The sequence below is a fragment of the Achromobacter sp. CSND-B12 genome (assembly GCF_052906545.1).
The window spans coordinates 2,605,324-2,625,743 of record NZ_JBREGJ010000001.1 but is presented as its reverse complement, the minus strand read 5'-3'; the positions used below and the strand labels follow the sequence as shown (position 1 = coordinate 2,625,743).

Here is a 20,420-nt window from a genome sequence, read left to right as displayed (position 1 = left end):
CCGTGGCGCAAAGGCATCGGTTCGGTCTGCAACATATCGAGGGTTTACCCTTATATATTGCCGGTTCTTGCAAAAAATTCCCTGCCCAGGGGCATCCGTTGCATTTTACGCAACACATTAGCCCAGGCGCTGTCATGGTTGGCGCGCCGGCCCCCGGGCGAAAATCGCCGCTGCCGCCCGCTCGCATCGCGAGCCGTCCCTACGGACCGCCCCGTGCACGCCGTCCCGCGCCAGCCGTTCAGCGGGGCTGGCCCGCCACGGACATGCCGATCGGGCCGCGCCATACCTACTCACGTACTCAGGGGAATCCGATGTCTCATGCCAGCGCCAGCCTGGCCATGCCCGCCATGTCGCTATCGAGCCGCATCCGCATGCTTGTCGCCATCTTGCTGGTGGTGCTCGTGTCCGAAGCGATCGGCAGCGTCACCTTCGCGGTGGGCCCGGGCAAGATCGTTCTGCAGCCCATGCTCTGGGCCATCTTCATCGGCGCGGTCGTGGCCGCCTTCGGCCAGCGCCTGCCGGCCAACGCGGGTATCGACACCGCCATGCAGACCCGCATCAGCGGCTACCTGCAATACGCGCTGCTGCCGTTCCTGGCCAAGCTGGGCCTGATGGTCGGCGGTTCGCTGCCGCAGGTGCGCGAGGCCGGCTGGGCCCTGGTGTTCCAGGAATTCGGCCACTTTTTCGGCACCATGGCCATCGGCCTGCCGCTGGCGCTGCTGCTGGGCATCAAGCGCGAAGCCATTGGCGCGACCTTCTCGGTGGGCCGCGAGCCCAGCCTGGCGATCATCGGCGAGCGCTACGGCATGAATTCGCCCGAAGGCCGCGGCGTGATGGCCGAGTACATCACCGGCACCGTGATCGGCGCGCTGTTCGTGGCGCTGATGGCCGGCTTCATCACCAGCCTGAACATCTTCGATCCGCGCTCGCTCGCCATGGGCGCCGGCGTGGGCTCGGGCAGCATGATGGCCGCGGGCGTGGGCGCTATCGCCTCGCAGCAGACGCCGGAAGTGGCGCACCAGGTGGCCGCGCTGGCCGCCGCCGCCAACCTGCTGACCACGGTGGTGGGCGTGTACTTCACGCTGTTCATCTCGCTGCCGACGACCATCTTCCTGTACGGCAAGCTGGAGCCGGTGCTGGGCCGCTTCTCGCGCGCCAAGGCCGAAACCGCCGCCGACACCACGGCCGCGACCGACGCGCCGTCGCACGCCGTGAAGATGGGCTTCGGCGATCGCCTGACGGCCTATGCCGTGTGCGGCCTGTTCGCCCTGGTCGGCAACCAGTTCGGCTACAAGGTGCCGATCCTGGACGCGCTGCCCGGCATGCTGATCATCATCCTGCTGGTCGTGATCGCCGACCTGCTGCTGCGCGTGGTGCCCAAGCTGCCCGCCGTGGCGGTGCTGTCGCTGATCGCCATGACCGTGGGTTGCCCCGGCGCGGTGCCGTACTCGGACCAGATTATTGCCGCGGTCAACAAGGTCAACTTCCTGCCGTTCACCACGGTGATCCTGGCGATGGCCGGCCTGTCGATCCTGAAGGACCTGCCGGCCTTCCGCAAGCTGGGCTGGAAGATCGTGGTGGTGTCGCTGGCGGCCAACGCCGGCACCTTCCTGGGCGCAACGATGATCGCCGAGTTCTTCCACTGATCGGACGTCGCCGTCCGCCAAGTGACAAGCCGCCCGTGTGGGCGGCTTTTTTCTTGCCTGGATCGGCGCAGCGGTGCACGTGAGCGTTATCCGAGGCGTTTATACCCAAACCTTCGTGTCGCGAGCGGGGGGCCAGGCGCGGATTGCGCCTGCGCGGCTCAATCAGGTGCGCGCGTTGGGCCGGTAGCGGGCTTGGTCGGTCACGTTCTCGGTCGGGCCGATGTTCTCGACCTTGGGAATGCCGAGGCCGGCGGCCTTCAAGGCCACGGCGGTCTGCAGTTCCTGCACCTGCGGATTGCCCATGGCCACGCGGTAGGGTTGCAGCGGCGTCAGGCCCTCGATGGTGCCAAGGTCGTTGGCGCTGTCGGCGCGCAGCGCCACCGGGTCGGGGCGCGCCGAGAATTCATCGATGGCGCGGCGCAGGCGGGCATCGGCGTACAGGTCGCGCAGCTGGTCGACATTGATGGCAGCAGGCGCGGCGGCCGCGAGGGCGACCGCTTTGGATGGGGTGTTGGCGACGACGCGGCTGGTATCGGCGTCGTCGGCCTGTGGCGGGGCAGCGCGGGCGATGCGCTGGGCCTGCCAGGCGGCCTGCGCCTGCGCGCTGCGTTGCGCCTGGCGCGTGGCGGCGTTGCGGGCGGCCCATTCGGCTTCCCAGACGGGGCGTGTGTCGTCCAGCAGCGGGATGCGAGCGGCATACGGCGGGGCGACGCGGGCGATGGGGGAGACGGCGGTCACGTTCATGCGTGGGCTCCCTGGTCTGTGGGTCTACCAGTTGGTCCGGCGGGGACCTTGGAAGTTCAATATAGACGGTCCCGCGCGGGGCGGTATGTCGATCTGTAAGAAAAAAAAGCCCCTGGCAAAAGCCAGGGGCGAGCGGCGGGCCCAAGAGGGCGCGCCGTACCGGGCGGCCGTTGCGCCGGGAGCCCGGCGGGTTCTCCAGGCTTGGCGGCCACCCAAACCGGAGCGGGTCAGGCGTGCGGCAGCGTGGCCTGCATCGAGGGGCGCTGGTTGAACGCCTTGAACCAGGCGGCGACGGCGGGATGGCCGGCGCGCCAGTCGAAATCGGGATAGCGGAAGTCCAGGTAGCCCAGGGCGCAGCCGACGGTGATGGTGCCGATGTCCAGGCGGCCTTCCAGGCGGGCGGCGGTCTTCTCGAGCAACGCCAGGCCGTCGCGCACCTTGCCCATCTGGCCTTCGTACCAACCGTCCCAGCGCAGCGGCTCGGGGCGCAGCACGGTTTCGTAGCGCGCCAGCAGCGCGGCGCCCAGCATGCCGTCGCCCAGGGATTGTTCGGCCAGCGCGGCCCAGCGGGTGGCGCCAGTGGGGAACAGCGCGCCCTTGCCCAGGTCGTTCAGGTATTCGCAGATGACGCGGCTGTCGAACAGGCGCTGGCCGTCGTCGGTGATCAGCGTCGGCACCTGGCCCAGCGGATTGTCGGGGATGATGTTCTGGTCGCGGGCCACGGGGCCGGCGGCGCTGGGCAGTTTCTCGATGCGGTCGGCCAGGCCCAGTTCGTGGGCGATGACCATGCATTTGCGCACGAAGGGCGAGGCGGGCGAGAAGTAGATCTTCATGGGAGTCCTTGTCGGTGGTGGTGCGTCAGTGTTGGGCACGGGCCAGGTGTTGTCCAGCGACCCAGCCGAAAGTCAGGGCGGGTCCGAGCGTGATGCCGGGCGCCGGGTAGGCGCCGCCCATGACCGAATGCATGTCGTTGCCGGCCACGTAGAGGCCGGGAATCGGCTGGCCGGCGGCGTCCAGCGCCTGCGCGTTGCCATTGGCGGCGATGCCGCGGGCGGTGCCGATGTCGCCGGCATAGACCTTGACCGCGTAGTAGGGGCCGGCGCCGAGCGGCGCCAGGCAGGGGTTGGGCTGGTGCTCGGGATCGCCCAAGTAGCGGTTGTAGGCGGTGCTCCCCTTGCCGAAGTCGGGGTCCAGGCCTTGCGCCGCGTATTCGTTGTAGCGCGCGACGGTCGCGTGCAGCGCATCGGGCGGCACGCCCAGTTTCTGCGCCAGCGCCTCCAGCGTTGCGCCTTGCAGCAGGTAGCCGGCATCGATGAGATGTTGGCGCGGCCGTCCGCCGGGCAGCGCCAGGCCCAGGCCCCAGGTATCGATGAAGCGCTGGTCGCACAGCAGGAAGGCCGGCATCGTCGGCACCTGCTCGTGGCTGCGGTACATGGCCTGCACGAAGGCGTGGTACGAAGTCGATTCGTTGACGAAGCGGCGGCCGGCGCCGTTGACGGCGATGAGGCCGGGCTTGGCGCGGTCCCACACCAGGTGGGGATAGTGCAGGCGCTTGCCCCCAGGTTGTTCCAGGATCGACACCGGCGCCCAGAAGGCGGGGCTGGAATGCCCCTGGCCCAGCGCCGCGCCGGCGTCCTCGGCCAGGCGGATGCCGTCGCCGGTATTGTCGCGCGGCGCCATCGACCAGTCGTCGGTGGGATGCGGATAGGTCTGGCGGCGGCGCGTCGAATCCCACGGAAAGCCGCCCGTGGCCATGACCACGCCACGGCGGGCGCGGATGTTGATGCGCCGGCCTTCATGTTCGACGGTGGCGCCCAGCACCGCGCCGTCGGCATCGCGCAGCAGCGCCAGCGCCGGCGTGTCCAGCCAGTAGGGGACCTTGCGCGCCAGCATGGCGTGGAACAGCTGCGCGGCCAGCGCGTTGCCCAGCAGCAGGCGGGTGCCGCGATGGTAGCCGCGCAGGCGGTCGGCGCCATAGCGCAGCACCAGTTTCATGGCGTGGCGCCACGAGGCGAACGCGCGGGTGGCGCGCAGCAGGTGGCGCACGTCGGTGATGCTGACCATCATGCCGCCCAGCACCGTGAACTCCTTCAACGGATCGCGCAGCGTCTTGAAATGGCGGCCCAGCTTGCGGCCGTCGAATTCCACCGGATCGAGCGAGCGGCCGCCCATGGCGGCGCCGGGCAGGTCGGGGTAATAGTCGGGCGAGGCGGTGCGCGCGGCCACCTGCAGGAAGCCGCGCGCGACCAGGTCATCCATCATGCGCGGGCCGGCGTCCAGATAGGCGCGCTTCATCTCGTCGGGGGCCGCCGCGCCGACGGTTTCCTGCAGATAGGTCCAGACCTTGTCGAAACTGTCCGGATGGCCGGCGGCCTCGGTCTGCGCGTTCAGCGGTATCCATAACGCGCCGCCGGAAATGGCGGTCGAGCCGCCGATGCGGTCGGTCTTCTCGATGAGCAATACGTCCAGGCCCGCCACGCTGGCGGTCAGCGCGGCGCTCATGCCGCCCGCGCCCGAGCCGACCACGAGCGCGTCGACTTCCTTGTCCCACTTGATGCTGTCCATGCTGCCTATGCTCCCGACCCGCCCAGCGATTTGCCGCCGTCCACGAAAATCACCTGGCCGGTGATGAAGTCCATTTGCGGCGAGGCCAGGAACGACACCGCGTTGGCCACGTCTCGCGGCTGGCCGGCGCGGCCCGTGGGCTGCAGCGCCAACTGCGCCGCCAGGCGTTCGGGGCTCAGATTGCGCAGCAGCGGGGTGTCGATCAGCCCGGGGGCGATGGCGTTCACCAGGATGCCGCGTGGCGCCAGTTCCATGGCCGAGGCGCGGGTGTAGCCCACCAGCGCGGCCTTCGAGGCCACGTAGTGCGGATGGTTGCGCGCGCCCAGGTAGGCGCGCGAGGCGATGTTGACGATCTTGCCGCCGGCGGCCATGTCGCGCGCGGCTTCCTGCGTCAGGGTGGCGACGGCCAGCAGGTTGACGTCGTACATGCGCCGGTAATCATCGCTGGTGACGTCGAAGAACTTGCGCTCATCGAACAGGCCGGCGTTGTTGACCAGCGCCGCCAGCGGCGCCAGTTCGCGCACCAGGGCCCGGGTGGCGTGTTCGTCGGCCAGGTCGACCACGCGGTAGTCCACATCCAGGCCCTGCGCGCGCAGCGCCTGGGTTTCCTTGTCGGCCAGGGCCGCGTTGCGGTCGGCCATGACGACCCGAAAGCCGTCGCGCGCCAGCCGCTCGACGATCGCCAGGCCCATGCCGCTGGCGCCGCCGGTGACCAGCGCGGTGCCGAGGGAGTTGAGGGGTTCCATATCGATTCCTATACGGCCAGGTAGCCGCCGTCCACCGGCAGCACCACGCCATTGACGTAGCTGGCCATGGCCGAGGCCAGGAACAGCACGGGGCCGACGATCTCGTCGGCGCGTCCGGCCCGCGCCATCGGCGCGCGCCGCATGTACCAGTCGGTGCCGTGGGCCTGGGCGCGCTGGCCGGCGGTCATCTCGGTTTCCATCAGGCCGGGGGCGACGGCGTTGACGCGCACCCCGTGCGGCGCCAGGTCGCGCGCCAGCACTTCGGTGAAGGAGCGCACGCCGCCCTTGGATACCACGTAGCCGGCGGTCGAAATGCCGCAGCCATAGGCCACGATCGAGCACAGGTTGACGATGGCGCCGCGGCGGGCCTTGAGCTGTTCGACGAAGGCGTGGGTGACGTTGAAGGTGCCCTGCAGGTTCACGTTCATCACGCGTTCCCAGATCTGCGGGGTCTGTGGATCGTCGAACGGCGCGCGCGCCGAGATGCCGGCGTTGTTGACCAGCACGTCGATGGCGCCGTGGCGCGCTTCGCATTCGGCGGCGAAGGCGCGCACCGCCTCGGCGTCGGTCACGTCCAGCGCTGCGTCGATGGCGCGGCCGCCGGCGGCCGAGATGGCCTGGGCGCTGGCGCGGGCCAGGGCGGGATCGAGGTCGGCCACGATCACGGTGGCGCCTTCGCGCGCGAAGCCCTGCGCGATGGTGGCGCCCAGGCCGCGCCCGGCGCCGGTGACGAGGACCCGCTTGTCTTGCATCATCAGGGTCATGGTTCGCTCCTAGCCGCCCAGGTAGGCGCGCTGCACGCCTTCGTCGCTGGCCAGCGCGGCCGATGCGCCTTCCAGCGCGATCTCGCCGTTCTCCAGGATGTAGGCATAGCTGGACACCGACAGCGCCAGCTTCACGTTCTGTTCCACCAGCAGGATGGTGATGCCCTGTTCGCGGTTCAGGCGCAGCACGATGTCGAAGATCTGTTCCACCACCAGCGGCGACAGGCCCATGGACGGTTCGTCCAGCAGGATCATGCGCGGGCGCGCCATCATGGCGCGGCCGGTGGCCAGCATCTGCTGTTCGCCGCCCGACAGCGTGGCGGCCTTCTGCTCGAAGCGCTCGCGCAGCCGCGGGAAGGTATCGCAGACCATGTCCAGGTCGGCCTTGACCGCCTGGCGGTCCTGGCGCAAGTAGGCGCCCATCTCCAGGTTCTCGCGCACGCTCATTTCGCGGAAGATCTCGCGGCCCTCCGGCACCTGCACGATGCCGCGGCTGACGATGGCGTCGGCCGGCTGGCGATGGATGGCCTCGCCCGCAAAGCGCACGCTGCCCGCGGTGGGCGTCACCAGCCGCGAGATCACGTTGAGCGTGGTGGACTTGCCGGCGCCGTTGGCACCCAGCAGCGCGACGATGGCGCCCTGCGGCACTTTCAGCGACACGTCCTGCAGGGCGCGGATATTGCCGTAGGCGGCGCTGACCGATTCGACTTCAAGCAGGTTCTCAGCCACCGGCGGCTCCCTTGCCCAGATAGGCTTCGATGACGCGGGGGTTGCTGCGCACCTCCGCGGGCGTGCCTTCGGCGATCTTCTCGCCGAACGACATGACGGTGATGCGATCCGAGATCGACATCACCAGCTGCATCACGTGCTCGACCAGCAGCACCGTGATGCCGTCGCGTTCGCACAGCTCGGTGAGGATGCGGTCGAGCGTCTCGATTTCGCGATTGCGCAGGCCGGCGGCGGGCTCGTCCAGCAATAGCAGCTTGGGCGAGATGGCCAGCGCGCGCGCCAGTTCCAGCATCTTCTGGCGGCCGAAGTCCAGGCTGCACGCGGGCGTGTCGAGGAAGTCGGCCAGGCCGACGCGTTCCAGCAGGTGCTCGACGCGTTCGCGCGCCTCGGCGGTGGCCGGGCGCAGCAGGCGCGCGGCCGTGCTGGCGCCGTGCGCATAGGTGCCCAGCAGCGCGTTCTCGCGCACGCTCAGTGCGCTGAACAACTCCAGGTTCTGGAAGGTGCGGGCCACGCCCAGCGCCGCCATTTCGTGCGGCTTCTTTTTCGTGACGTCGATGCCGTCGAAGACGATGCGGCCCTGCGTCGGCCGGTAGTAGCGCGAGACGCAATTGAAGGTGGTGGACTTGCCGGCGCCGTTGGGGCCGATCAGCGCGTGGATACGGCCGCGTTCGACCTGCATCGACAGGCCGTTGATGGCGGTCAGGCCGCCGAATTTCACCGTCAGGCCCTGGACGTCGAGGTAGGGTTGGGCGCTCATGCGGCGCTCCTTTGCGTGGGTTTGGCGGTGGCGCCCTGGGCGTCCCGGCGCGCGGGCAGCGGCGCGGCTGGCGGCGGCGCGCGGCGGCGCGCCTCGCGGCCGGCGAACAGGCCCTTTGGCGCGAACATCATGAAGCCCATCAGGATCACGCCATAGATGATTTCCTGGAACGACAGCGCCTGGCGCAGCAGCTCCGAGATCAGGCCGAAGCCGATGGCGCCGGCGATGGCGCCGCGCACCGAGCCGATGCCGCCCACCACCACCATGGTGAGGATCAGGATGGTGGTCTGGAAACCCAGGCTCTCCGGATGGATGAACGAGGCGAAGGTGGTGTACATGCCGCCGGCGATGCCGGCGTAGGCCGCCGACAGCGTGAAGGCGGTGCGCTTGATGGCGTTGACGTTCACGCCCATGGCCTGCGCCGCCACGTCGCTCTCGCGCACGGCGCGAAAGGCCGAGCCCAGCTGCGAGCGCGACAGCGCCACGGTGACCCACAGCAGCAGCGCGGCGATCGCCACCACGAAGGGATAGGCCTTGATGTCGGACACCAGTTCATAGCCGAACAGCGTGGCCGGCGAAATGCGGAAGCCGTTCGAGCCGTTGGTCACCGACTGCCAGTTCAGGAACACCCACTGCATCGCCTCGCCAAAGGCGAACGTGGATAGCGCCAGGTAGATGTCGCGCATGCGCAGCGCCAGCGCGCCGATCAGGTAGCCGAGCACGGCCGCCAACAGCCCGCCCGCCAGGATCGAGACGAAGAAGGGCGGATGCCACAGGTTGTTGATCAGCCCGGCGGTGTAGATGCCGACGCCGTAGAACGCGGCGTGCGACAGGGCGAACTGCCCGGTCTCGCCGATGACGATGTGCAGGCCCAGGGCCAGCACCACGAACACCATCAGCAGGTTGACGACGTAGATCACATAGCCGCTGGCGACGAACGGCAGGGCCGCCAGCGCCACGGCCATCAGCGCCAGCAGGGCGCGGTCGGTCTTGGATTTCATACTTTTTTCACCTGCAGTTTGCCGCCCAGCAGGCCTTGCGGACGCAGCAGCAGCACCACCATGATGGCGACGAAGGGCGCCACCACGATGGCGTTGGTCGAAATGAACAGGCCCACCAGGTTCTCGGCCACGCCGATCACGAAGCCGCCGACCACCGCCCCGGGCAGGCTGGTGATGCCGCCGACGATGGCGGCCGCGTAGGCCAGGATGGCGATGTGGCCGATGTCCGGCGTGATCAGGATCTTGGGCGTGATGAGCAGCGCGGCCACGGCCGAGATCAGCCCGGACAGCGCCCACACCATCATGCGGATGCGCGTCAGGTTCACGCCCACCAGGCGCGCGGCCTTGGGGTTCATGCCGACGGCGCGCATGGCCTTGCCCACGCGGGTGTAGGTGAACATCACGTACAGCAGCAGCATCACGCCCACGGCCACGGCGAAGATCACCAGGTCCAGCTGTGTCAGCACGGCATCGCCGATGAGGATGGCGTCGGTGGGGGCCAGCGGCGGCAGCGAGCGCGGCGTGTCGCCCAGTCCGGTCTGGCGCACCAGCCCTTTAAGGGCGTAGGCCAGGCCCAGCGTGGCGATCACCATCTGCACGCCCACGCCCCTGGAGGCGATGACGCGCTCCATGACGACGCGCTGGAACAGGCCGGAGACCACGGCCACCACGGCCAGCGTCACCGGGATGACCGCCAGGTAGGGCCAGCCCATCACCAGGGTCAGGAACAGGGCGACGTAGCCCCCGACCATGAAGATCTCGCCCTGGGCGAAATTGGGCACATCCGTGGTCTTGAAAATGATGACAACGGCGACCGCCAGCAGCGCATACACGCTGCCCGTCACCAGTCCCGACAGCACCCCCTGCTGCAGGAACAACCAGATATCGGCAAAGCTCATGATGGTCTCCGGCGGTCCGCGCGGCGCTGTGCCGCGGCGCGGACCTGGCCTGTGGCGGCGGTTACGGCTGGTACTGCCAGACGCTCTTGAAGGCGCCCGGCACGAGCGACATGTTGGTGCCGTCGAACTTGATGTAGATGGCCGATTCCTGCGCGGCGCGGTCGTTCGGGCCGAATTCGATCGGGCCGGCCATGACGCCGGAATCGAACTTCATGGTCTCCAGCGCGGCCAGCACCTTCTCGCGGGTGGGCTGCGGGCCGGCGGCCTTGAGCGCATTGACCACCGCCATGGCGGGCGGCAGGCCGTAGGGCATGTAGGTCTGCGGATGGCCGGGCTTGGCGGCCAGGTCCGGATAGGCCTGCTTGTACATGTCGTAGACCCAGGTCAGCTTGGGCCCGCCGGGCATGTCGCTCAGCACTTCCTGGATGTAGACGTTCTTGAAGGCGTCCTTGTTGCCGACGTTCTCCACCAGCTGCTTCAGGTCGGCGGTGCCGTTGACGGCCAGCACGATGGGCTTGTTCCAGCCCAGTTCCTGCGCCTTCTTGATGATCAGCGCGGCGGGCCGAGCATACGTCGTCAGCAGCAGCACGTCGGGATTGCCGGCGCGGATCTTGAGCATCGGCGCGGTCACGTCGGTGATGTTGGGATTGACCGATTGCACCTGCAGGTTCAGGCCGCCCAGCTGCTTGGACTGGGCCTGGGCGGCTTCCAGGTTCCAGCCGCCGTAGGCATCGTCATGGTTGATGTAGCCGATCTTCTTGGCCTTGAGATGCTCGGCGGCGAACTGCACCATCGAGCCGCCCACGGCGTGCTGCGAGATCGAGAACGCGCCGTAGATGTACTTGGACGGCGGATACAGCGCGCCGTCGCCCGAGGCGTTGAGCATGACCAGCGGCACCTTCTCGCGCTCGACGTATTCGCGCGCGGCCACCACGGCGGCCGAGCACGAGCCGCCGTTCAGCAGGAACACCTTGTCCTGCTCCGTCAGCTTCTTGACCGCCGCCACCAGGTCGTTGGCGTTGCAGCGGTCGTCCTCGATCACCAGCTCGATCTGGCGGCCGTTGATGCCGCCTTCCTTGTTGACCTTGGCGTACCACATCTTGGCGGCGTTCAGCACGTCAAAGCCATAGGCCATGCCGCTGCCCGACAGGGGCGCGAACAGGCCGATCCTGATGGTCTTGTCGGTGATGCCGGGTTCCTGCTGGGCCTGGGCGGAAGCGCCCAGGGCGAGGGCGCATAGCGCGGCGGCCGCGTGGCGGCGGAGGTGCTTCATGGTTTGTCTCCCGTTTTTTGAGTGCGCGCCTTTATCGATGGCGCGTTGCTGCTTGGCGGCGAAGCCGCCGGATTGGGTTCATTGCACAGGGTTCACTGCATGCGGTAGCCGCCGTTGACGTCGATGACGCTGCCGGTGATGTAGCCCGCTTCTTCCGAGGCCAGGAAACGCACCGCGGCGGCGACATCGTCCACCGTGCCGATGCGGCCCAGCGGAATCGCCTGGGCGGCCGCCGCGAGCGCGCCGCTGCTGGTGACGGTGCTGCGCAGCATGTCGGTGTCGATCAGCCCCGGCGCGATGCCGTTGACGGTGATGCCCAGGTGCGCGGATTCGCGCGCCATGGCCTTGGTCAGGCCCAGCACGGCCGACTTGGCGGCGATGTACGAGGCGCTGGAGCGATAGCCGCCCAGTTGCGCGGCGACCGACGTGAAGGTGACGATGCGGCCATGCTTGAGCGGCGCGGCTTCGCGCCGGCGCAGGTAGGCGCGGCCGCACAGGAACACGCCGCGCGCGTTGACGGCGAAGCTGCGTTCCCAGATGTCGAGCGTGGTGTCCTTGATGAGCGGCCGTTCGCCGTTGGGCTGGAACAGCAGCAGGCCGGCGGCGCTGACCAGCACGGCGATGGGGCCGTGGGCCTGCTCGATCTGGTCGAACGCCGTTTCGACGGCGCTTTCATCGCTGACGTCGAAGGCATGGGCGCTGTGGGGCGCGCCGAGTTCGTCGGCCACGCGGCGGGCGCGCTGGGCATCCACGTCCGACACCACCACGCGGTAGCCGGCGCGGGCCAGCTCCTGGCAGATGGTGGCGCCGATGCCGCCGCCACCGCCGGTGACGAGCGCGAGCCGCGGAGCCGGGCCTGCGGCCGGCGTGGATACATTGGACATGCTGCCTCCTGTTGCGCGGATTCGTCCGCCTTGGAAACGGCGTCCGCTGATCTGAATTTTTGGCGATTATGTATACATGAAGGGGAGGCAGGTATAGGGGGTTTCCCGTAGCTGCGCATGAAACTTGATGGTTCTCATTGGGGAAAGCCCTAGCGTGATGGTATGGGGCGCTGTCGCATGTATTCTTCATGTATACAATGCGGGCATGGATACGCTATCTCAACACGTGACCGATACGCTGCGGGACTGGGTGCTGCATGGCAAGTTCAGCCCGGGCGCCCGCCTGGAGGAAATTCCGCTGGCCGAGAAGCTGGGGGTGTCGCGCACGCCGGTGCGGGCGGCCCTGGCGACGCTGGGCAACGAGGGGCTGCTGGAGCACCTGCCCAAGCGCGGCTATACGGTGCGGGCGTATGACCTGGCCGAGATCGTGGCGGCTTACGAGGTGCGGGCGGCGCTCGAAGGATTGGCCTGTCGGCAGGCGGCGCTGCGCGGGCTGTCGAACGACGCGGTGGCGGTGCTGAAGAATTGCCTGGACGAAGGCGACCGCATTCTCGGCAAGGGGGTGTTGCTGGCGGAGGACCATCTGCCTTACCAGCAGGTCAACATCACCTTGCACAACGGGATCCTGGAGGCGGCGGGCAATCCGTGGGTGAAGCGGTTCGCGACGCAGGCGCAGGCGATTCCGTATGCGTCGGATCGGATCATCCTGTGGGAGGACCATGGGATCATTCTGCGGTCGCACGATGATCATCATCGGATCGTCAACGCCATCATTGCGCGGGATGGGGCGCGGGCTGAGGATCTGATGCGGGAGCATGTCTACTATGCGGGGATCATTCTTAAGAATAATTATGAGAGGTTGGCGCAGGCGTATCGGGTTTGAGGGGGTTGCTGGCGTTGTTGGCGGCGGTTGTTGGGTTCTTTAGCCGCGGGCGCCGGGGCAGGCGGGGGATGGCGGGGCTACGATTGCGGTCCGGAGCGTTCGCTCCGGACTGCCCCTGCGTCAACCTCGTACGCCTTCGGCTCCCTACGGTTTCCCTCGGGCGCATCTACACGCCCCGCCATCCCCCGCCTGCCCCGGCACCCGCTCATGATGAGACTTAACGGGGGCCAGGGGGGGCGAGTTGTTTGCTTGGCGTTTTTTTGCCAGCGATCGGGGGGAGGGGAAGGTCTTGCGGGGTCGCCAAAGGCGGCCGCGCGGGCGGCCTTCTTTGGCGTTTGGGTGTGTTGCGTCGGCGGGATGACGCTGCGCGCTGGTGATGGCGCTGGGTTGCGGCTACGCTGTGACGGTCTGGCGTGCTGGCCGCGTTTGCATGGCGTGGATGCGCCTGCGCTATTTGCCCGTGGCGACATGCGCGCGGCGGCCGAGCCGCCGCGTTTGTGGAGCGGTCAGCCGGGCAGGCCGGTTTCCAGGCAGGGGCTGAATTCGCCGGTGGCGGGGTCGCGCAGGAACAGGACGCCGGTGGCGACGCCGAAGTAGGTGCCGTGCAGCTCCAGGTCGCCCTTTTCGACGCGGCGGCGGATGGAGGGGAAGGTCATCAGGTTGTTCAGGCTGTGGCCGATGACGGCGAGTTCCAGGCGCTTGAGGTTGGCGGCGCGGTCGTCGCCGCCGGGGCCGAGTTCGTCGGCGACGGGGGCGATCTGGGACATCCACTTGCCGATGAAGTCGCCCTTGGTCAGGGGCTTGGCGTCGTCGAAGAAGGCGCGGATGCCGCCGCAGGAGGCGTGGCCGAGGACGACGATGTGCTTGACGTTCAGGCCGTTGACGGCGAATTCGATGGCGGCGCTGGTGCCGTGGTACGAGGATTCGGAGTCGGGGTCACAGGGCGGGACCAGGTTGGCGACGTTGCGCACGACGAACATTTCGCCGGGGCCGGCGTCGAAGATGGCTTCGGGCGAGACGCGCGAGTCGCAACAGCCGATGATCAGGATTTCCGGGCTTTGCCCAGTTTCGGCCAGTTTTTCGTAGCGGCTGCGTTCCGAGTGGAAGCGGCCGGCGAGAAAGGACTGATAGCCTTCGGTGAGTCTTTTGGGAAACATGATCTTTTCACTTCCTTGATAACTGGGCCGGGCATGCCGGCGTGCCGGCGGACGCAACAAGGGGCTTCGTGTGGAAGCCCCTTTTGTCGAGTCGGCTGCGGAATTTTCCCACAATTGGACTTGCGCCGGCTTGACTAAACCCTATCCAGACAAGGGTTTTTTGCCGGAGCAATCCGTCAGGCAAGTGAGCGCAGCGTGGGAAACGCGCGGCCGTCGCGCAAGAAAAGCCGTCCGGCCGCCCGAAGGCCGGACAGCCCCCTCGGGGGGCAGCAAGCGCGCAGCGCGCAGCGTGGGGGCCAACCATTCACCTGGCCCGGATGTCCAGGGCGGCGACCTTGGCGAATTGCAGCGGCGTGATGGCGCGGATCATCTTGATCTGGCCCGGCGCCAGGGGGCCGATGTCGTCGTCGCGCACGCGGCCGATTTCGCGGCCCTGTTCGTCGTAGAGCACGAAAGTGAGCATGACGTAGTTGACGGCGCGGGCCGATTGGTTGGCCAGGGAACCCGTGATGGTGGAGACGTTGTCGTTGGCGTCGCGGATCGCCTGGATATTGCCCAGCGTGACGCCGTACAGGTTTTGGGCATGGGCGGCACCGGTCAGGCCGGCCAGCAATGCGAGGGAGGCGAGGACGGTTTTCATGGCGGTCTCCTGTGACCCGGTTGCCGGGCGTCCCAGCCGCGGACTCTGGGGCCGCGTGTCGGGGTCATGCGCCTATCTCACACCTTTCGCGCCGGGCGCACAACGGGCCAAAGGGATGAATGGGTAACAGGTTGCAGGGGATGGCCGCAGATTCATCTGTGGATGCCACAAGTGCATCGGAATGTCTCCGACTTGCGGGTATTTCCGCGCCTTTCCGCAAGCTGAACGATCGCGGCGGCGTTAGCATTTGTTGTCCTTTCAGCGCTTGCGGAGCATGCGGCTTTGTCCGATGATGACCACGCCGGCAACTTGGCCGGCGGATCTTGCGGCCCGGGTGTGCGCCAGGATGGCGCCGGCGGGCGCTCAAGGGAGGAACTCATGCTTTCCCGTACTAGCCAATTGGCTTCGGCCATCGTGTTGTCCGCCTGTTTCCTGGGCGCCGTCCATGCCCAGACGCCAGCCGCCACGCCCGCACCCGCCAAGACCCCGGCGCCTGCCGCCACGCCCGCCAAGACGCCAACCGCGCAGCAGCAGCGCATGGCCGATTGCAACAAGTCGGCCGAGGGCAAGAAGGGCGATGATCGCAAGACCTACATGAGCGCCTGCCTGAAGGGCGAGGCGCCGCCGCCCGCCAAGCAGCTGACGCCGCAGCAGCAGAAGATGAAGGACTGCAACGCCAAGGCCGGCGAGCAGAAGCTGACCGGCGACAAGCGCAAGACCTTCATGAGCACTTGCCTGAAGGGCTGAACGCGGCGTTGATTCCGCGCAGGTGAAAAGCGCCGGCCGTTGAACGGACCGGCGCTTTTTTCTGCGTGCTCCAAGTCGGCCGTCGCCCGTTGCGGCGAGCCCTGATGGCGACGATGCCGTTGAAGATCGTACCTGCCAGGCGCGCATTCCCGCCACGCCCGGCGCAACCGCAGGCGCTACCTACACCGTGGCGATCGGCGTGACCGGCGAGCCGATCGCGTGCGGCAGGCGCAGCGGCGGGGCGGTCAGCATGAAGCGGTGGCGGCCGTTGGCGTGCAGCCAGTCGGCCAGATCCTTCAGGTACCACAGCTCGGCCAGCGGCAGGCCCAGCTTGAACAGGCAGTGGTGATGCAGCGGCAGCATGGCGCGCGGGCCGGTTTTCTCGCGCGCGGGATAGGCTTCCACAGCATAGTTGTCGGCGCAGATGGCGGCGATGCCGCTGTCGGTGATCCACTGCAGCAGCGCGGCGTCGGTGCCGTCGAGCGCGGCGCCGTAGGTGTGCAGCACCTCGGCGTCGGGCTTGCCGGCCATGGCGACCACGGCTTCGGCGTAGCCGGTGCGCAGCACCAGCATGTCGCCGGGCTCGATCTCGATGCCGTCGGTCTTCAGTACGTGCATGATCTCGGCGTGGCCGACCAGGGTGCGGCCGGGGCCGTAGTGGCGCGCCAGGTCCAGCAGCACGCCGCGGCCCTGCATGCCTTTCTGCGCCAGGTTCTCGACGCCCAGCTTCGGCGCGGCCGAGGGGCCGCCGCTGTTGCAGCCGCAGCCGGTGTGGTCGCCATCGGCCGGGCCGATGACGTCGACGCCGGCCTGGAAGCCGTTGTAGTAGCGCAGCTCGGGCTGGCCGTCGCCATCGGCGTCGAACAGCGCGCCGACGTGCGCCAGCGCGTCCCATTGCGTCGAGTACTGCATCGACAGCAGCACCTGGTCGTCGCTCAGCACGTCGACCGCGTCCGGGTTGACGTTGCGCAGCGGGAAGTTCAGGTAGGGCGTGTCGGCCAGGCGCGTCGGGCTCAGTTGCGGCGGATGGCGCCGCGGGTTGAGCACGTTGCCGCCGGGCAGGTCCAGCGGCAGCGACAGGCAGAAGGTTTTGCCGGCGCGGATTTCACGCGCGCCTTTCAGAACCTGTTCTTCGGTGATGAGATTGAGGCGGCCGAGTTGGTCGTCGGGTCCGAAGTCGCCCCAGTTGGAGCCTTCGGGCCGATGGGTCCAGCGCTGCATGGTTTACTCCGTGAGGAAGTCGACCACCGCGCGGGTGAAGGCTTCCGGTTGTTCCCAGTTGGAGATATGGGAGGTGTTCAGTTCGAGGTAGCGCGCGCCGTTGATGGCGGCGGCCAGTTCCTGGCCCTGCGCGGGCGTGGCGGCCAGGTCGTGGGTGCTGCTGATGACCAGCGTCGGCGCCGTGATGGCCGACACCTGTTCGCGGAAATCGGCGTCGCGCAGCGCGGCGCAGTTGCCCGAGTAGCCGGCGTCGGGGGTGCGGCGCAGCATGTCGACCAGCACCTGCGACAGGCCCGGCTCGGCGGCGCGGTAGCCGTCGGTGAGCCAGCGCTCGACCAGGGTCGGAGCCATCTTTTCCAGCGTCTGTTCGGCCACGGCGGCGATGCGGGCGCTCCAGCCTTCGGCCGAGCCGATGCGCGCGGCGGTGTTGCACAGGATCAGCTTGCCGATCAGTTCGGGACGGTTCAGCGCCAGCCACAGGCCGGTGGGGCCGCCCATCGACAGGCCGCAGAAATGGGCGCGTTCGATGTTCAGGTGCGCCAGCAGTTCGGCGACGTCGTTGCCCAGCTGCGCGAAGCTGTATTCGCCGTCGGGGATCGAGGATTTGCCGTGGCCGCGGGTGTCGTAGCGCAGCACGCGGAAGTGCTTGCTCAGCGCGGGAACCTGGCGTGCCCACATGTCGGCGTTGGTGCCCAGCGAATTGGAGAGCACCAGCACCGGCGCGTCGGCGGGGCCATCGATGACGTAGAACAGCCGTGCCTGGCTGAGATCGGCGTAAGACATGCGGAAAATCCTCGGGGAATGAAAGCGCGGCCACCCGGAGGCGGCCGCGTGGCGATTACAGGTGGCAGGTGCCGTCGACGTAGGCCTTGCGCCAGCGCGTGATGGTCACGCGCTGGAACAGCTGCGCCTGGGCGAAGGGATCGGCGTCGATGAACTGCTGCGCGGCCTCGCGCGTGTCCAGGTCGACGATGTACAGGCCGCCGCCCAGGTCCTTGCCGTCATCCTGCAGCTTGGCGCCGCAGGCCAGCAGCAGGTGCTTGTTGGCGTCCAGGTATTCGAGGTGCGCGGCGCGATGCTGCTGGCGCACGGCCTGGTGGTCGGGCTTGTCGAAGGTTTCGATGATGTAGGGCATGGGCGGCTCCGATCAGATGGCCGAGGGATGGCGCGCCAGCGCCGTCACCTGGATGTCCATGTACGGGAACAGCGGCAGCGACGACAGCAGCGCGTGCAGTTCGTCGTTGTCCTGCACGTCGAAGATGCTGACGTTGGCGTAGCGGCCGACGACGCGCCACAGGCTCTTCCACTTGCCGTCGCGTTGCAGCTGCTGCGCCAGGGCCTTTTCGTCGGCCTTGAGCTTGTCGGCCTGGGCGGCCGGCATGTCGACGGGCAGATTGACCTGCATTTGAACCATGAACAACATGATGAGTGTCTCCAGGAAATCGGCCCCGGCGTTGCCGGGGCGCGGGGATTGATCAGTTGGAAAACTTCAGCGGCAGGCCGGTCAGGCGCAGCAGCTCGTCGGCCGTGGTTTCGCCGAACATGTCGATCACCGTGACGCCGTCGGCGCGGATGTCGAACACGGCCACGTCGGTGTACACGCGCGACACGCAGCGCACGCCGGTCAGCGGATAGGTGCAGGCGTCGACCAGCTTGCTCTGGCCTTCGCGGGTCTGCAGTTCCATCATGACGAAGACGTCCTTGGCGCCGATGGCCAGGTCCATCGCGCCGCCCACGGCGGGGATGGCGTCGGGCGCGCCGGTGTGCCAGTTGGCCAGGTCGCCGTGCTGCGACACCTGGAAGGCGCCCAGCACGCAGATGTCCAGGTGGCCGCCGCGCATCATCGCGAACGAGTCGGCGTGATGGAAGAACGAGCAGCCGGGCAGTTCGGTGACGGGCTGCTTGCCGGCGTTGATGAGGTCGTAGTCTTCCTCGCCCTTGGCCGGCGCGGGGCCCATGCCCAGCATGCCGTTCTCGGTGTGCAGGATGACCTCGCGGTCGGCCGGCAGGTGGTTGGCCACCAGCGTGGGCAGGCCGATGCCGAGGTTGACGTAGGCGCCTTCAGGGATGTCCTGGGCGACGCGGGCGGCGATCTGGTCGCGGGTCAGTTTGGTGCTCATTGCTGCTCCTTGGCGGCCTGGGCGGCGTCTATCTGCACGACGCGCTGCACGAAGATGCCGGGGGTGACGACGGTTTCCGGGTCGAGGGCGCCCAGTTCCACGACTTCGCGCACCTGGGCCACGGCCACGCGCGCGGCGCTGGCCATGATGGGGCCGAAGTTGCGCGCGGTCTTGCGGTACACCAGGTTGCCCCAGCGGTCGCCGCGCTCGGCCTTGATGAGGGCGTAGTCGGCGTGCAGCGGATATTCCAGCACGTATTGGCGGCCGTTGATTTCGCGGGTTTCCTTGCCGTCGGCCAGCGGGGTGCCGTAGCCGGTGGGCGAGAAGAACGCGCCGATGCCGGCGCCGGCGGCGCGGATGCGCTCGGCCAGGTTGCCCTGGGGCACCAGTTCGAGTTCGATCTTGCCGCTTCGGTACAGGCCGTCGAAGATCTGCGAGTCCACCTGGCGCGGGAACGAGCAGATGATCTTGCGCACGCGGTTGGCGCCCAGCAGGGCGGCCAGGCCGGTGGTGCCGTTGCCGGCGTTGTTGTTGATGATGACCAGGTCCTTGGCGCCTTGCTCGAGCAGGGCGTCGATCAGTTCCATGGGCTGGCCGGCGGTGCCGAAGCCGCCGATCATGACGGTGGCGCCGTCGGGGACGTCGGCGAGGGCGGCCGCCGCGCTTGCAACAAGCTTAGAAATCATGGTGTTCGCTCATAGGTGGCGTGTCATAATTTGTTCTTAATTAGAACTTTCGTTCTTCTGAAGAACATCGTTTCATGGGGATGGTCGACCGTCAAGGCAAGCCGGCGCGGTGCGATCCTCCCCGTTTCAGGGTTGCCGGCAACGGCAACGTTTTTTCTCGCGGTAGACGGATGGCCGAGCAAGCAACCCAGCAACCCAGCGACAGCTACGTTCAATCTTTTGCGCGCGGCCTGTCCGTGATCCGGGCGTTCGGCCCGGATCGTTCCCAGATGACGCTGTCCGAGGTCGCGGCCGTGACCGGCCTGACCCGCGCCGGCGCGCGCCGCATCCTGCTGACGCTGGAGCACCTGGGCTACGTCACGGTCGAGGACCGCAAGTTCGCGCTGACCCCGCGCATCCTCGAACTGGGCTACGCCTACCTGTCGGGCACGCCGTTGTGGAACCTGGCGCTGCCCTACATGGAAGAAGTGGCCGAGCAGACGCGCGAGTCGTGCTCGGTGTCGGTGCTGGAAGGCGCCGACATCGTCTACATCCTGCGTCTGTCGACGCACAAGGTCATGACCATCAACCTGGCGGTGGGCAGCCGCCTGCCGGCCTGGGTGACGTCGATGGGCCGCGTGCTGCTGGCGGGCCTGCCCGCGGCCGAACTGGACCGGGTGCTGGCCATGAGCCAGATCCAGGCCTATACCAAGGACACCGTGACCGACATCGGCGCGCTCAAGGCCATCCTGGCCGGCGTGCGCGCCGACGGCTACGCCTGCGTGGCGCAGGAACTGGAGCCGGGCCTGCAATCCGTCGCGGTGCCGATCGTCGACCGCAGCGGCCGCGTGATCGCCGCGATGAACGTCAGCGGCCATGCCAACCGCTTCTCGCGCGAGGAAATGCTGGCGACCTTCCTGCCGCCGCTGCGCCACGCCGCCGACCAGATCAACCACGCGCTGCTGCGCCGCTAGGCAGC

Annotated in this window: 23 protein-coding genes; 4 read left to right on the top strand and 19 right to left on the bottom strand. The window is 68.0% G+C overall.

The genetic code is table 11. The annotated features are described in order from the left end of the window. The first annotated feature begins 311 nt into the window (after positions 1-311). Positions 312-1,646 carry a DUF3100 domain-containing protein gene (locus ACUTAG_RS12265; protein WP_020926070.1) on the top strand — a complete coding sequence of 445 codons (1,335 nt, stop codon included), beginning with the start codon at positions 312-314 and terminating at the stop codon, positions 1,644-1,646. Between the two features lie 162 nt (positions 1,647-1,808). On the opposite strand, the gene ACUTAG_RS12260 is transcribed toward ACUTAG_RS12265, so the two are convergent. From ACUTAG_RS12260 to ACUTAG_RS12210, 11 genes are all read right to left on the bottom strand, one after another. Further along, complete coding sequence (locus ACUTAG_RS12260) at positions 1,809-2,390, bottom strand: hypothetical protein (RefSeq protein WP_070780714.1); 582 nt, start codon at positions 2,388-2,390, stop codon at positions 1,809-1,811. Positions 2,391-2,617: 227 nt separating this feature from the next. Then, complete coding sequence (locus ACUTAG_RS12255; RefSeq protein WP_006390017.1) at positions 2,618-3,223, bottom strand: glutathione S-transferase; 606 nt, start codon at positions 3,221-3,223, stop codon at positions 2,618-2,620. Positions 3,224-3,248: 25 nt separating this feature from the next. Beyond that, entirely contained in the window at positions 3,249-4,955 is a 1,707-nt protein-coding gene (locus tag ACUTAG_RS12250) for an FAD-dependent oxidoreductase (protein ID WP_148317351.1), read from the bottom strand. A 5-nt stretch (positions 4,956-4,960) separates the two neighbouring features. Beyond that, positions 4,961-5,701, bottom strand: coding sequence for an SDR family NAD(P)-dependent oxidoreductase (locus ACUTAG_RS12245; protein ID WP_024070590.1), 741 nt, complete (start codon positions 5,699-5,701; stop codon positions 4,961-4,963). Between the two features lie 8 nt (positions 5,702-5,709). Beyond that, positions 5,710-6,465: an SDR family NAD(P)-dependent oxidoreductase gene (locus tag ACUTAG_RS12240; protein ID WP_148317349.1), complete on the bottom strand. Its 756-nt coding sequence runs from the start codon at positions 6,463-6,465 to the stop codon at positions 5,710-5,712. A gap of 9 nt (positions 6,466-6,474) precedes the next feature. Beyond that, entirely contained in the window at positions 6,475-7,194 is a 720-nt protein-coding gene (locus ACUTAG_RS12235) for an ABC transporter ATP-binding protein (protein ID WP_024070589.1), read from the bottom strand. Continuing rightward, positions 7,187-7,951 (bottom strand): ABC transporter ATP-binding protein, encoded by a 765-nt coding sequence (locus ACUTAG_RS12230; protein ID WP_049054129.1) that lies wholly within the window; start codon positions 7,949-7,951, stop codon positions 7,187-7,189. Before ACUTAG_RS12230 ends, ACUTAG_RS12235 begins: the two co-directional genes overlap by 8 nt. After that, positions 7,948-8,952, bottom strand: coding sequence for a branched-chain amino acid ABC transporter permease (locus ACUTAG_RS12225; RefSeq protein ID WP_038504514.1), 1,005 nt, complete (start codon positions 8,950-8,952; stop codon positions 7,948-7,950). The genes ACUTAG_RS12230 and ACUTAG_RS12225 overlap by 4 nt, the downstream gene beginning before the upstream one ends. Then, the gene (locus tag ACUTAG_RS12220) at positions 8,949-9,851 is read right to left on the bottom strand and encodes a branched-chain amino acid ABC transporter permease (protein WP_006390024.1); all 903 of its coding nucleotides are present in this window, start codon (positions 9,849-9,851) and stop codon (positions 8,949-8,951) included. The genes ACUTAG_RS12225 and ACUTAG_RS12220 overlap by 4 nt, the downstream gene beginning before the upstream one ends. Before the next feature lie 61 nt (positions 9,852-9,912). Then, positions 9,913-11,124 carry an ABC transporter substrate-binding protein gene (locus ACUTAG_RS12215; protein ID WP_024070586.1) on the bottom strand — a complete coding sequence of 404 codons (1,212 nt, stop codon included), beginning with the start codon at positions 11,122-11,124 and terminating at the stop codon, positions 9,913-9,915. A gap of 92 nt (positions 11,125-11,216) precedes the next feature. Continuing rightward, positions 11,217-12,008, bottom strand: a complete 792-nt coding sequence (locus ACUTAG_RS12210) for an SDR family NAD(P)-dependent oxidoreductase (RefSeq protein WP_006390026.1) — start codon at positions 12,006-12,008, stop codon at positions 11,217-11,219. 226 nt (positions 12,009-12,234) lie between these two features. Here ACUTAG_RS12210 and ACUTAG_RS12205 point away from each other — a divergent pair, with 226 nt between their 5' ends. Continuing rightward, the gene (locus ACUTAG_RS12205) at positions 12,235-12,891 is read left to right on the top strand and encodes a GntR family transcriptional regulator (RefSeq protein WP_230846684.1); all 657 of its coding nucleotides are present in this window, start codon (positions 12,235-12,237) and stop codon (positions 12,889-12,891) included. A 506-nt stretch (positions 12,892-13,397) separates the two neighbouring features. Here the strand turns inward: ACUTAG_RS12205 and ACUTAG_RS12200 are convergent. Together ACUTAG_RS12200 and ACUTAG_RS12195 are read right to left on the bottom strand one after the other, a co-directional pair. Further along, complete coding sequence (locus ACUTAG_RS12200; RefSeq protein ID WP_006390028.1) at positions 13,398-14,048, bottom strand: carbonic anhydrase; 651 nt, start codon at positions 14,046-14,048, stop codon at positions 13,398-13,400. Between the two features lie 304 nt (positions 14,049-14,352). After that, positions 14,353-14,688 carry an FxLYD domain-containing protein gene (locus tag ACUTAG_RS12195; protein ID WP_148317346.1) on the bottom strand — a complete coding sequence of 112 codons (336 nt, stop codon included), beginning with the start codon at positions 14,686-14,688 and terminating at the stop codon, positions 14,353-14,355. A 378-nt stretch (positions 14,689-15,066) separates the two neighbouring features. On the opposite strand from ACUTAG_RS12195, the gene ACUTAG_RS12190 reads away from it, so the two are divergent. Continuing rightward, entirely contained in the window at positions 15,067-15,435 is a 369-nt protein-coding gene (locus tag ACUTAG_RS12190) for a PsiF family protein (protein ID WP_024070582.1), read from the top strand. A 180-nt stretch (positions 15,436-15,615) separates the two neighbouring features. Here the strand turns inward: ACUTAG_RS12190 and ACUTAG_RS12185 are convergent, their stop codons facing one another. From ACUTAG_RS12185 to ACUTAG_RS12160, 6 genes are read right to left on the bottom strand one after another with little or no spacing between them, the layout of a single operon-like run. Next, positions 15,616-16,656, bottom strand: coding sequence for a cyclase family protein (locus tag ACUTAG_RS12185; RefSeq protein WP_446650203.1), 1,041 nt, complete (start codon positions 16,654-16,656; stop codon positions 15,616-15,618). A 3-nt stretch (positions 16,657-16,659) separates the two neighbouring features. After that, positions 16,660-17,439: a 3-oxoadipate enol-lactonase gene (gene pcaD / locus ACUTAG_RS12180; RefSeq protein WP_006390033.1), complete on the bottom strand. Its 780-nt coding sequence runs from the start codon at positions 17,437-17,439 to the stop codon at positions 16,660-16,662. Between the two features lie 55 nt (positions 17,440-17,494). Beyond that, positions 17,495-17,791: a YciI family protein gene (locus tag ACUTAG_RS12175; RefSeq protein ID WP_024070579.1), complete on the bottom strand. Its 297-nt coding sequence runs from the start codon at positions 17,789-17,791 to the stop codon at positions 17,495-17,497. A 12-nt stretch (positions 17,792-17,803) separates the two neighbouring features. After that, a complete protein-coding gene (catC, locus tag ACUTAG_RS12170; RefSeq protein ID WP_020926098.1) occupies positions 17,804-18,079 on the bottom strand; it encodes a muconolactone Delta-isomerase in 276 nt (91 codons plus the stop codon). A gap of 52 nt (positions 18,080-18,131) precedes the next feature. Further along, positions 18,132-18,776 carry a 3-oxoacid CoA-transferase subunit B gene (locus tag ACUTAG_RS12165; RefSeq protein ID WP_020926099.1) on the bottom strand — a complete coding sequence of 215 codons (645 nt, stop codon included), beginning with the start codon at positions 18,774-18,776 and terminating at the stop codon, positions 18,132-18,134. Then, positions 18,773-19,462 carry a 3-oxoacid CoA-transferase subunit A gene (locus tag ACUTAG_RS12160; RefSeq protein WP_024070578.1) on the bottom strand — a complete coding sequence of 230 codons (690 nt, stop codon included), beginning with the start codon at positions 19,460-19,462 and terminating at the stop codon, positions 18,773-18,775. The genes ACUTAG_RS12165 and ACUTAG_RS12160 overlap by 4 nt, the downstream gene beginning before the upstream one ends. A gap of 170 nt (positions 19,463-19,632) precedes the next feature. Here ACUTAG_RS12160 and ACUTAG_RS12155 point away from each other — a divergent pair, with 170 nt between their 5' ends. Further along, the gene (locus tag ACUTAG_RS12155) at positions 19,633-20,415 is read left to right on the top strand and encodes an IclR family transcriptional regulator (RefSeq protein WP_020926101.1); all 783 of its coding nucleotides are present in this window, start codon (positions 19,633-19,635) and stop codon (positions 20,413-20,415) included. Positions 20,416-20,420 lie beyond the last annotated feature (5 nt).

What these genes read in the sequence shown, in the direction of transcription:
- ACUTAG_RS12245 (WP_024070590.1), bottom strand. Translation starts at nt 5,701, where the DNA reads ATGGAACCCCTCAACTCCCTCGGCACCGCGCTGGTCACCGGCGGCGCC.
- pcaD (WP_006390033.1), bottom strand. Translation starts at nt 17,439, where the DNA reads ATGTCTTACGCCGATCTCAGCCAGGCACGGCTGTTCTACGTCATCGAT.
- ACUTAG_RS12165 (WP_020926099.1), bottom strand. Translation starts at nt 18,776, where the DNA reads ATGAGCACCAAACTGACCCGCGACCAGATCGCCGCCCGCGTCGCCCAG.
- ACUTAG_RS12265 (WP_020926070.1), top strand. Translation starts at nt 312, where the DNA reads ATGTCTCATGCCAGCGCCAGCCTGGCCATGCCCGCCATGTCGCTATCG.
- ACUTAG_RS12190 (WP_024070582.1), top strand. Translation starts at nt 15,067, where the DNA reads ATGCTTTCCCGTACTAGCCAATTGGCTTCGGCCATCGTGTTGTCCGCC.
- ACUTAG_RS12155 (WP_020926101.1), top strand. Translation starts at nt 19,633, where the DNA reads ATGGCCGAGCAAGCAACCCAGCAACCCAGCGACAGCTACGTTCAATCT.
- ACUTAG_RS12240 (WP_148317349.1), bottom strand. Translation starts at nt 6,465, where the DNA reads ATGACCCTGATGATGCAAGACAAGCGGGTCCTCGTCACCGGCGCCGGG.
- ACUTAG_RS12230 (WP_049054129.1), bottom strand. Translation starts at nt 7,951, where the DNA reads ATGAGCGCCCAACCCTACCTCGACGTCCAGGGCCTGACGGTGAAATTC.
- ACUTAG_RS12200 (WP_006390028.1), bottom strand. Translation starts at nt 14,048, where the DNA reads ATGTTTCCCAAAAGACTCACCGAAGGCTATCAGTCCTTTCTCGCCGGC.
- ACUTAG_RS12175 (WP_024070579.1), bottom strand. Translation starts at nt 17,791, where the DNA reads ATGCCCTACATCATCGAAACCTTCGACAAGCCCGACCACCAGGCCGTG.
- ACUTAG_RS12195 (WP_148317346.1), bottom strand. Translation starts at nt 14,688, where the DNA reads ATGAAAACCGTCCTCGCCTCCCTCGCATTGCTGGCCGGCCTGACCGGT.
- ACUTAG_RS12250 (WP_148317351.1), bottom strand. Translation starts at nt 4,955, where the DNA reads ATGGACAGCATCAAGTGGGACAAGGAAGTCGACGCGCTCGTGGTCGGC.
- ACUTAG_RS12215 (WP_024070586.1), bottom strand. Translation starts at nt 11,124, where the DNA reads ATGAAGCACCTCCGCCGCCACGCGGCCGCCGCGCTATGCGCCCTCGCC.
- ACUTAG_RS12260 (WP_070780714.1), bottom strand. Translation starts at nt 2,390, where the DNA reads ATGAACGTGACCGCCGTCTCCCCCATCGCCCGCGTCGCCCCGCCGTAT.
- ACUTAG_RS12255 (WP_006390017.1), bottom strand. Translation starts at nt 3,223, where the DNA reads ATGAAGATCTACTTCTCGCCCGCCTCGCCCTTCGTGCGCAAATGCATG.
- ACUTAG_RS12225 (WP_038504514.1), bottom strand. Translation starts at nt 8,952, where the DNA reads ATGAAATCCAAGACCGACCGCGCCCTGCTGGCGCTGATGGCCGTGGCG.
- ACUTAG_RS12160 (WP_024070578.1), bottom strand. Translation starts at nt 19,462, where the DNA reads ATGATTTCTAAGCTTGTTGCAAGCGCGGCGGCCGCCCTCGCCGACGTC.
- ACUTAG_RS12210 (WP_006390026.1), bottom strand. Translation starts at nt 12,008, where the DNA reads ATGTCCAATGTATCCACGCCGGCCGCAGGCCCGGCTCCGCGGCTCGCG.
- ACUTAG_RS12185 (WP_446650203.1), bottom strand. Translation starts at nt 16,656, where the DNA reads ATGCAGCGCTGGACCCATCGGCCCGAAGGCTCCAACTGGGGCGACTTC.
- ACUTAG_RS12220 (WP_006390024.1), bottom strand. Translation starts at nt 9,851, where the DNA reads ATGAGCTTTGCCGATATCTGGTTGTTCCTGCAGCAGGGGGTGCTGTCG.
- catC (WP_020926098.1), bottom strand. Translation starts at nt 18,079, where the DNA reads ATGTTGTTCATGGTTCAAATGCAGGTCAATCTGCCCGTCGACATGCCG.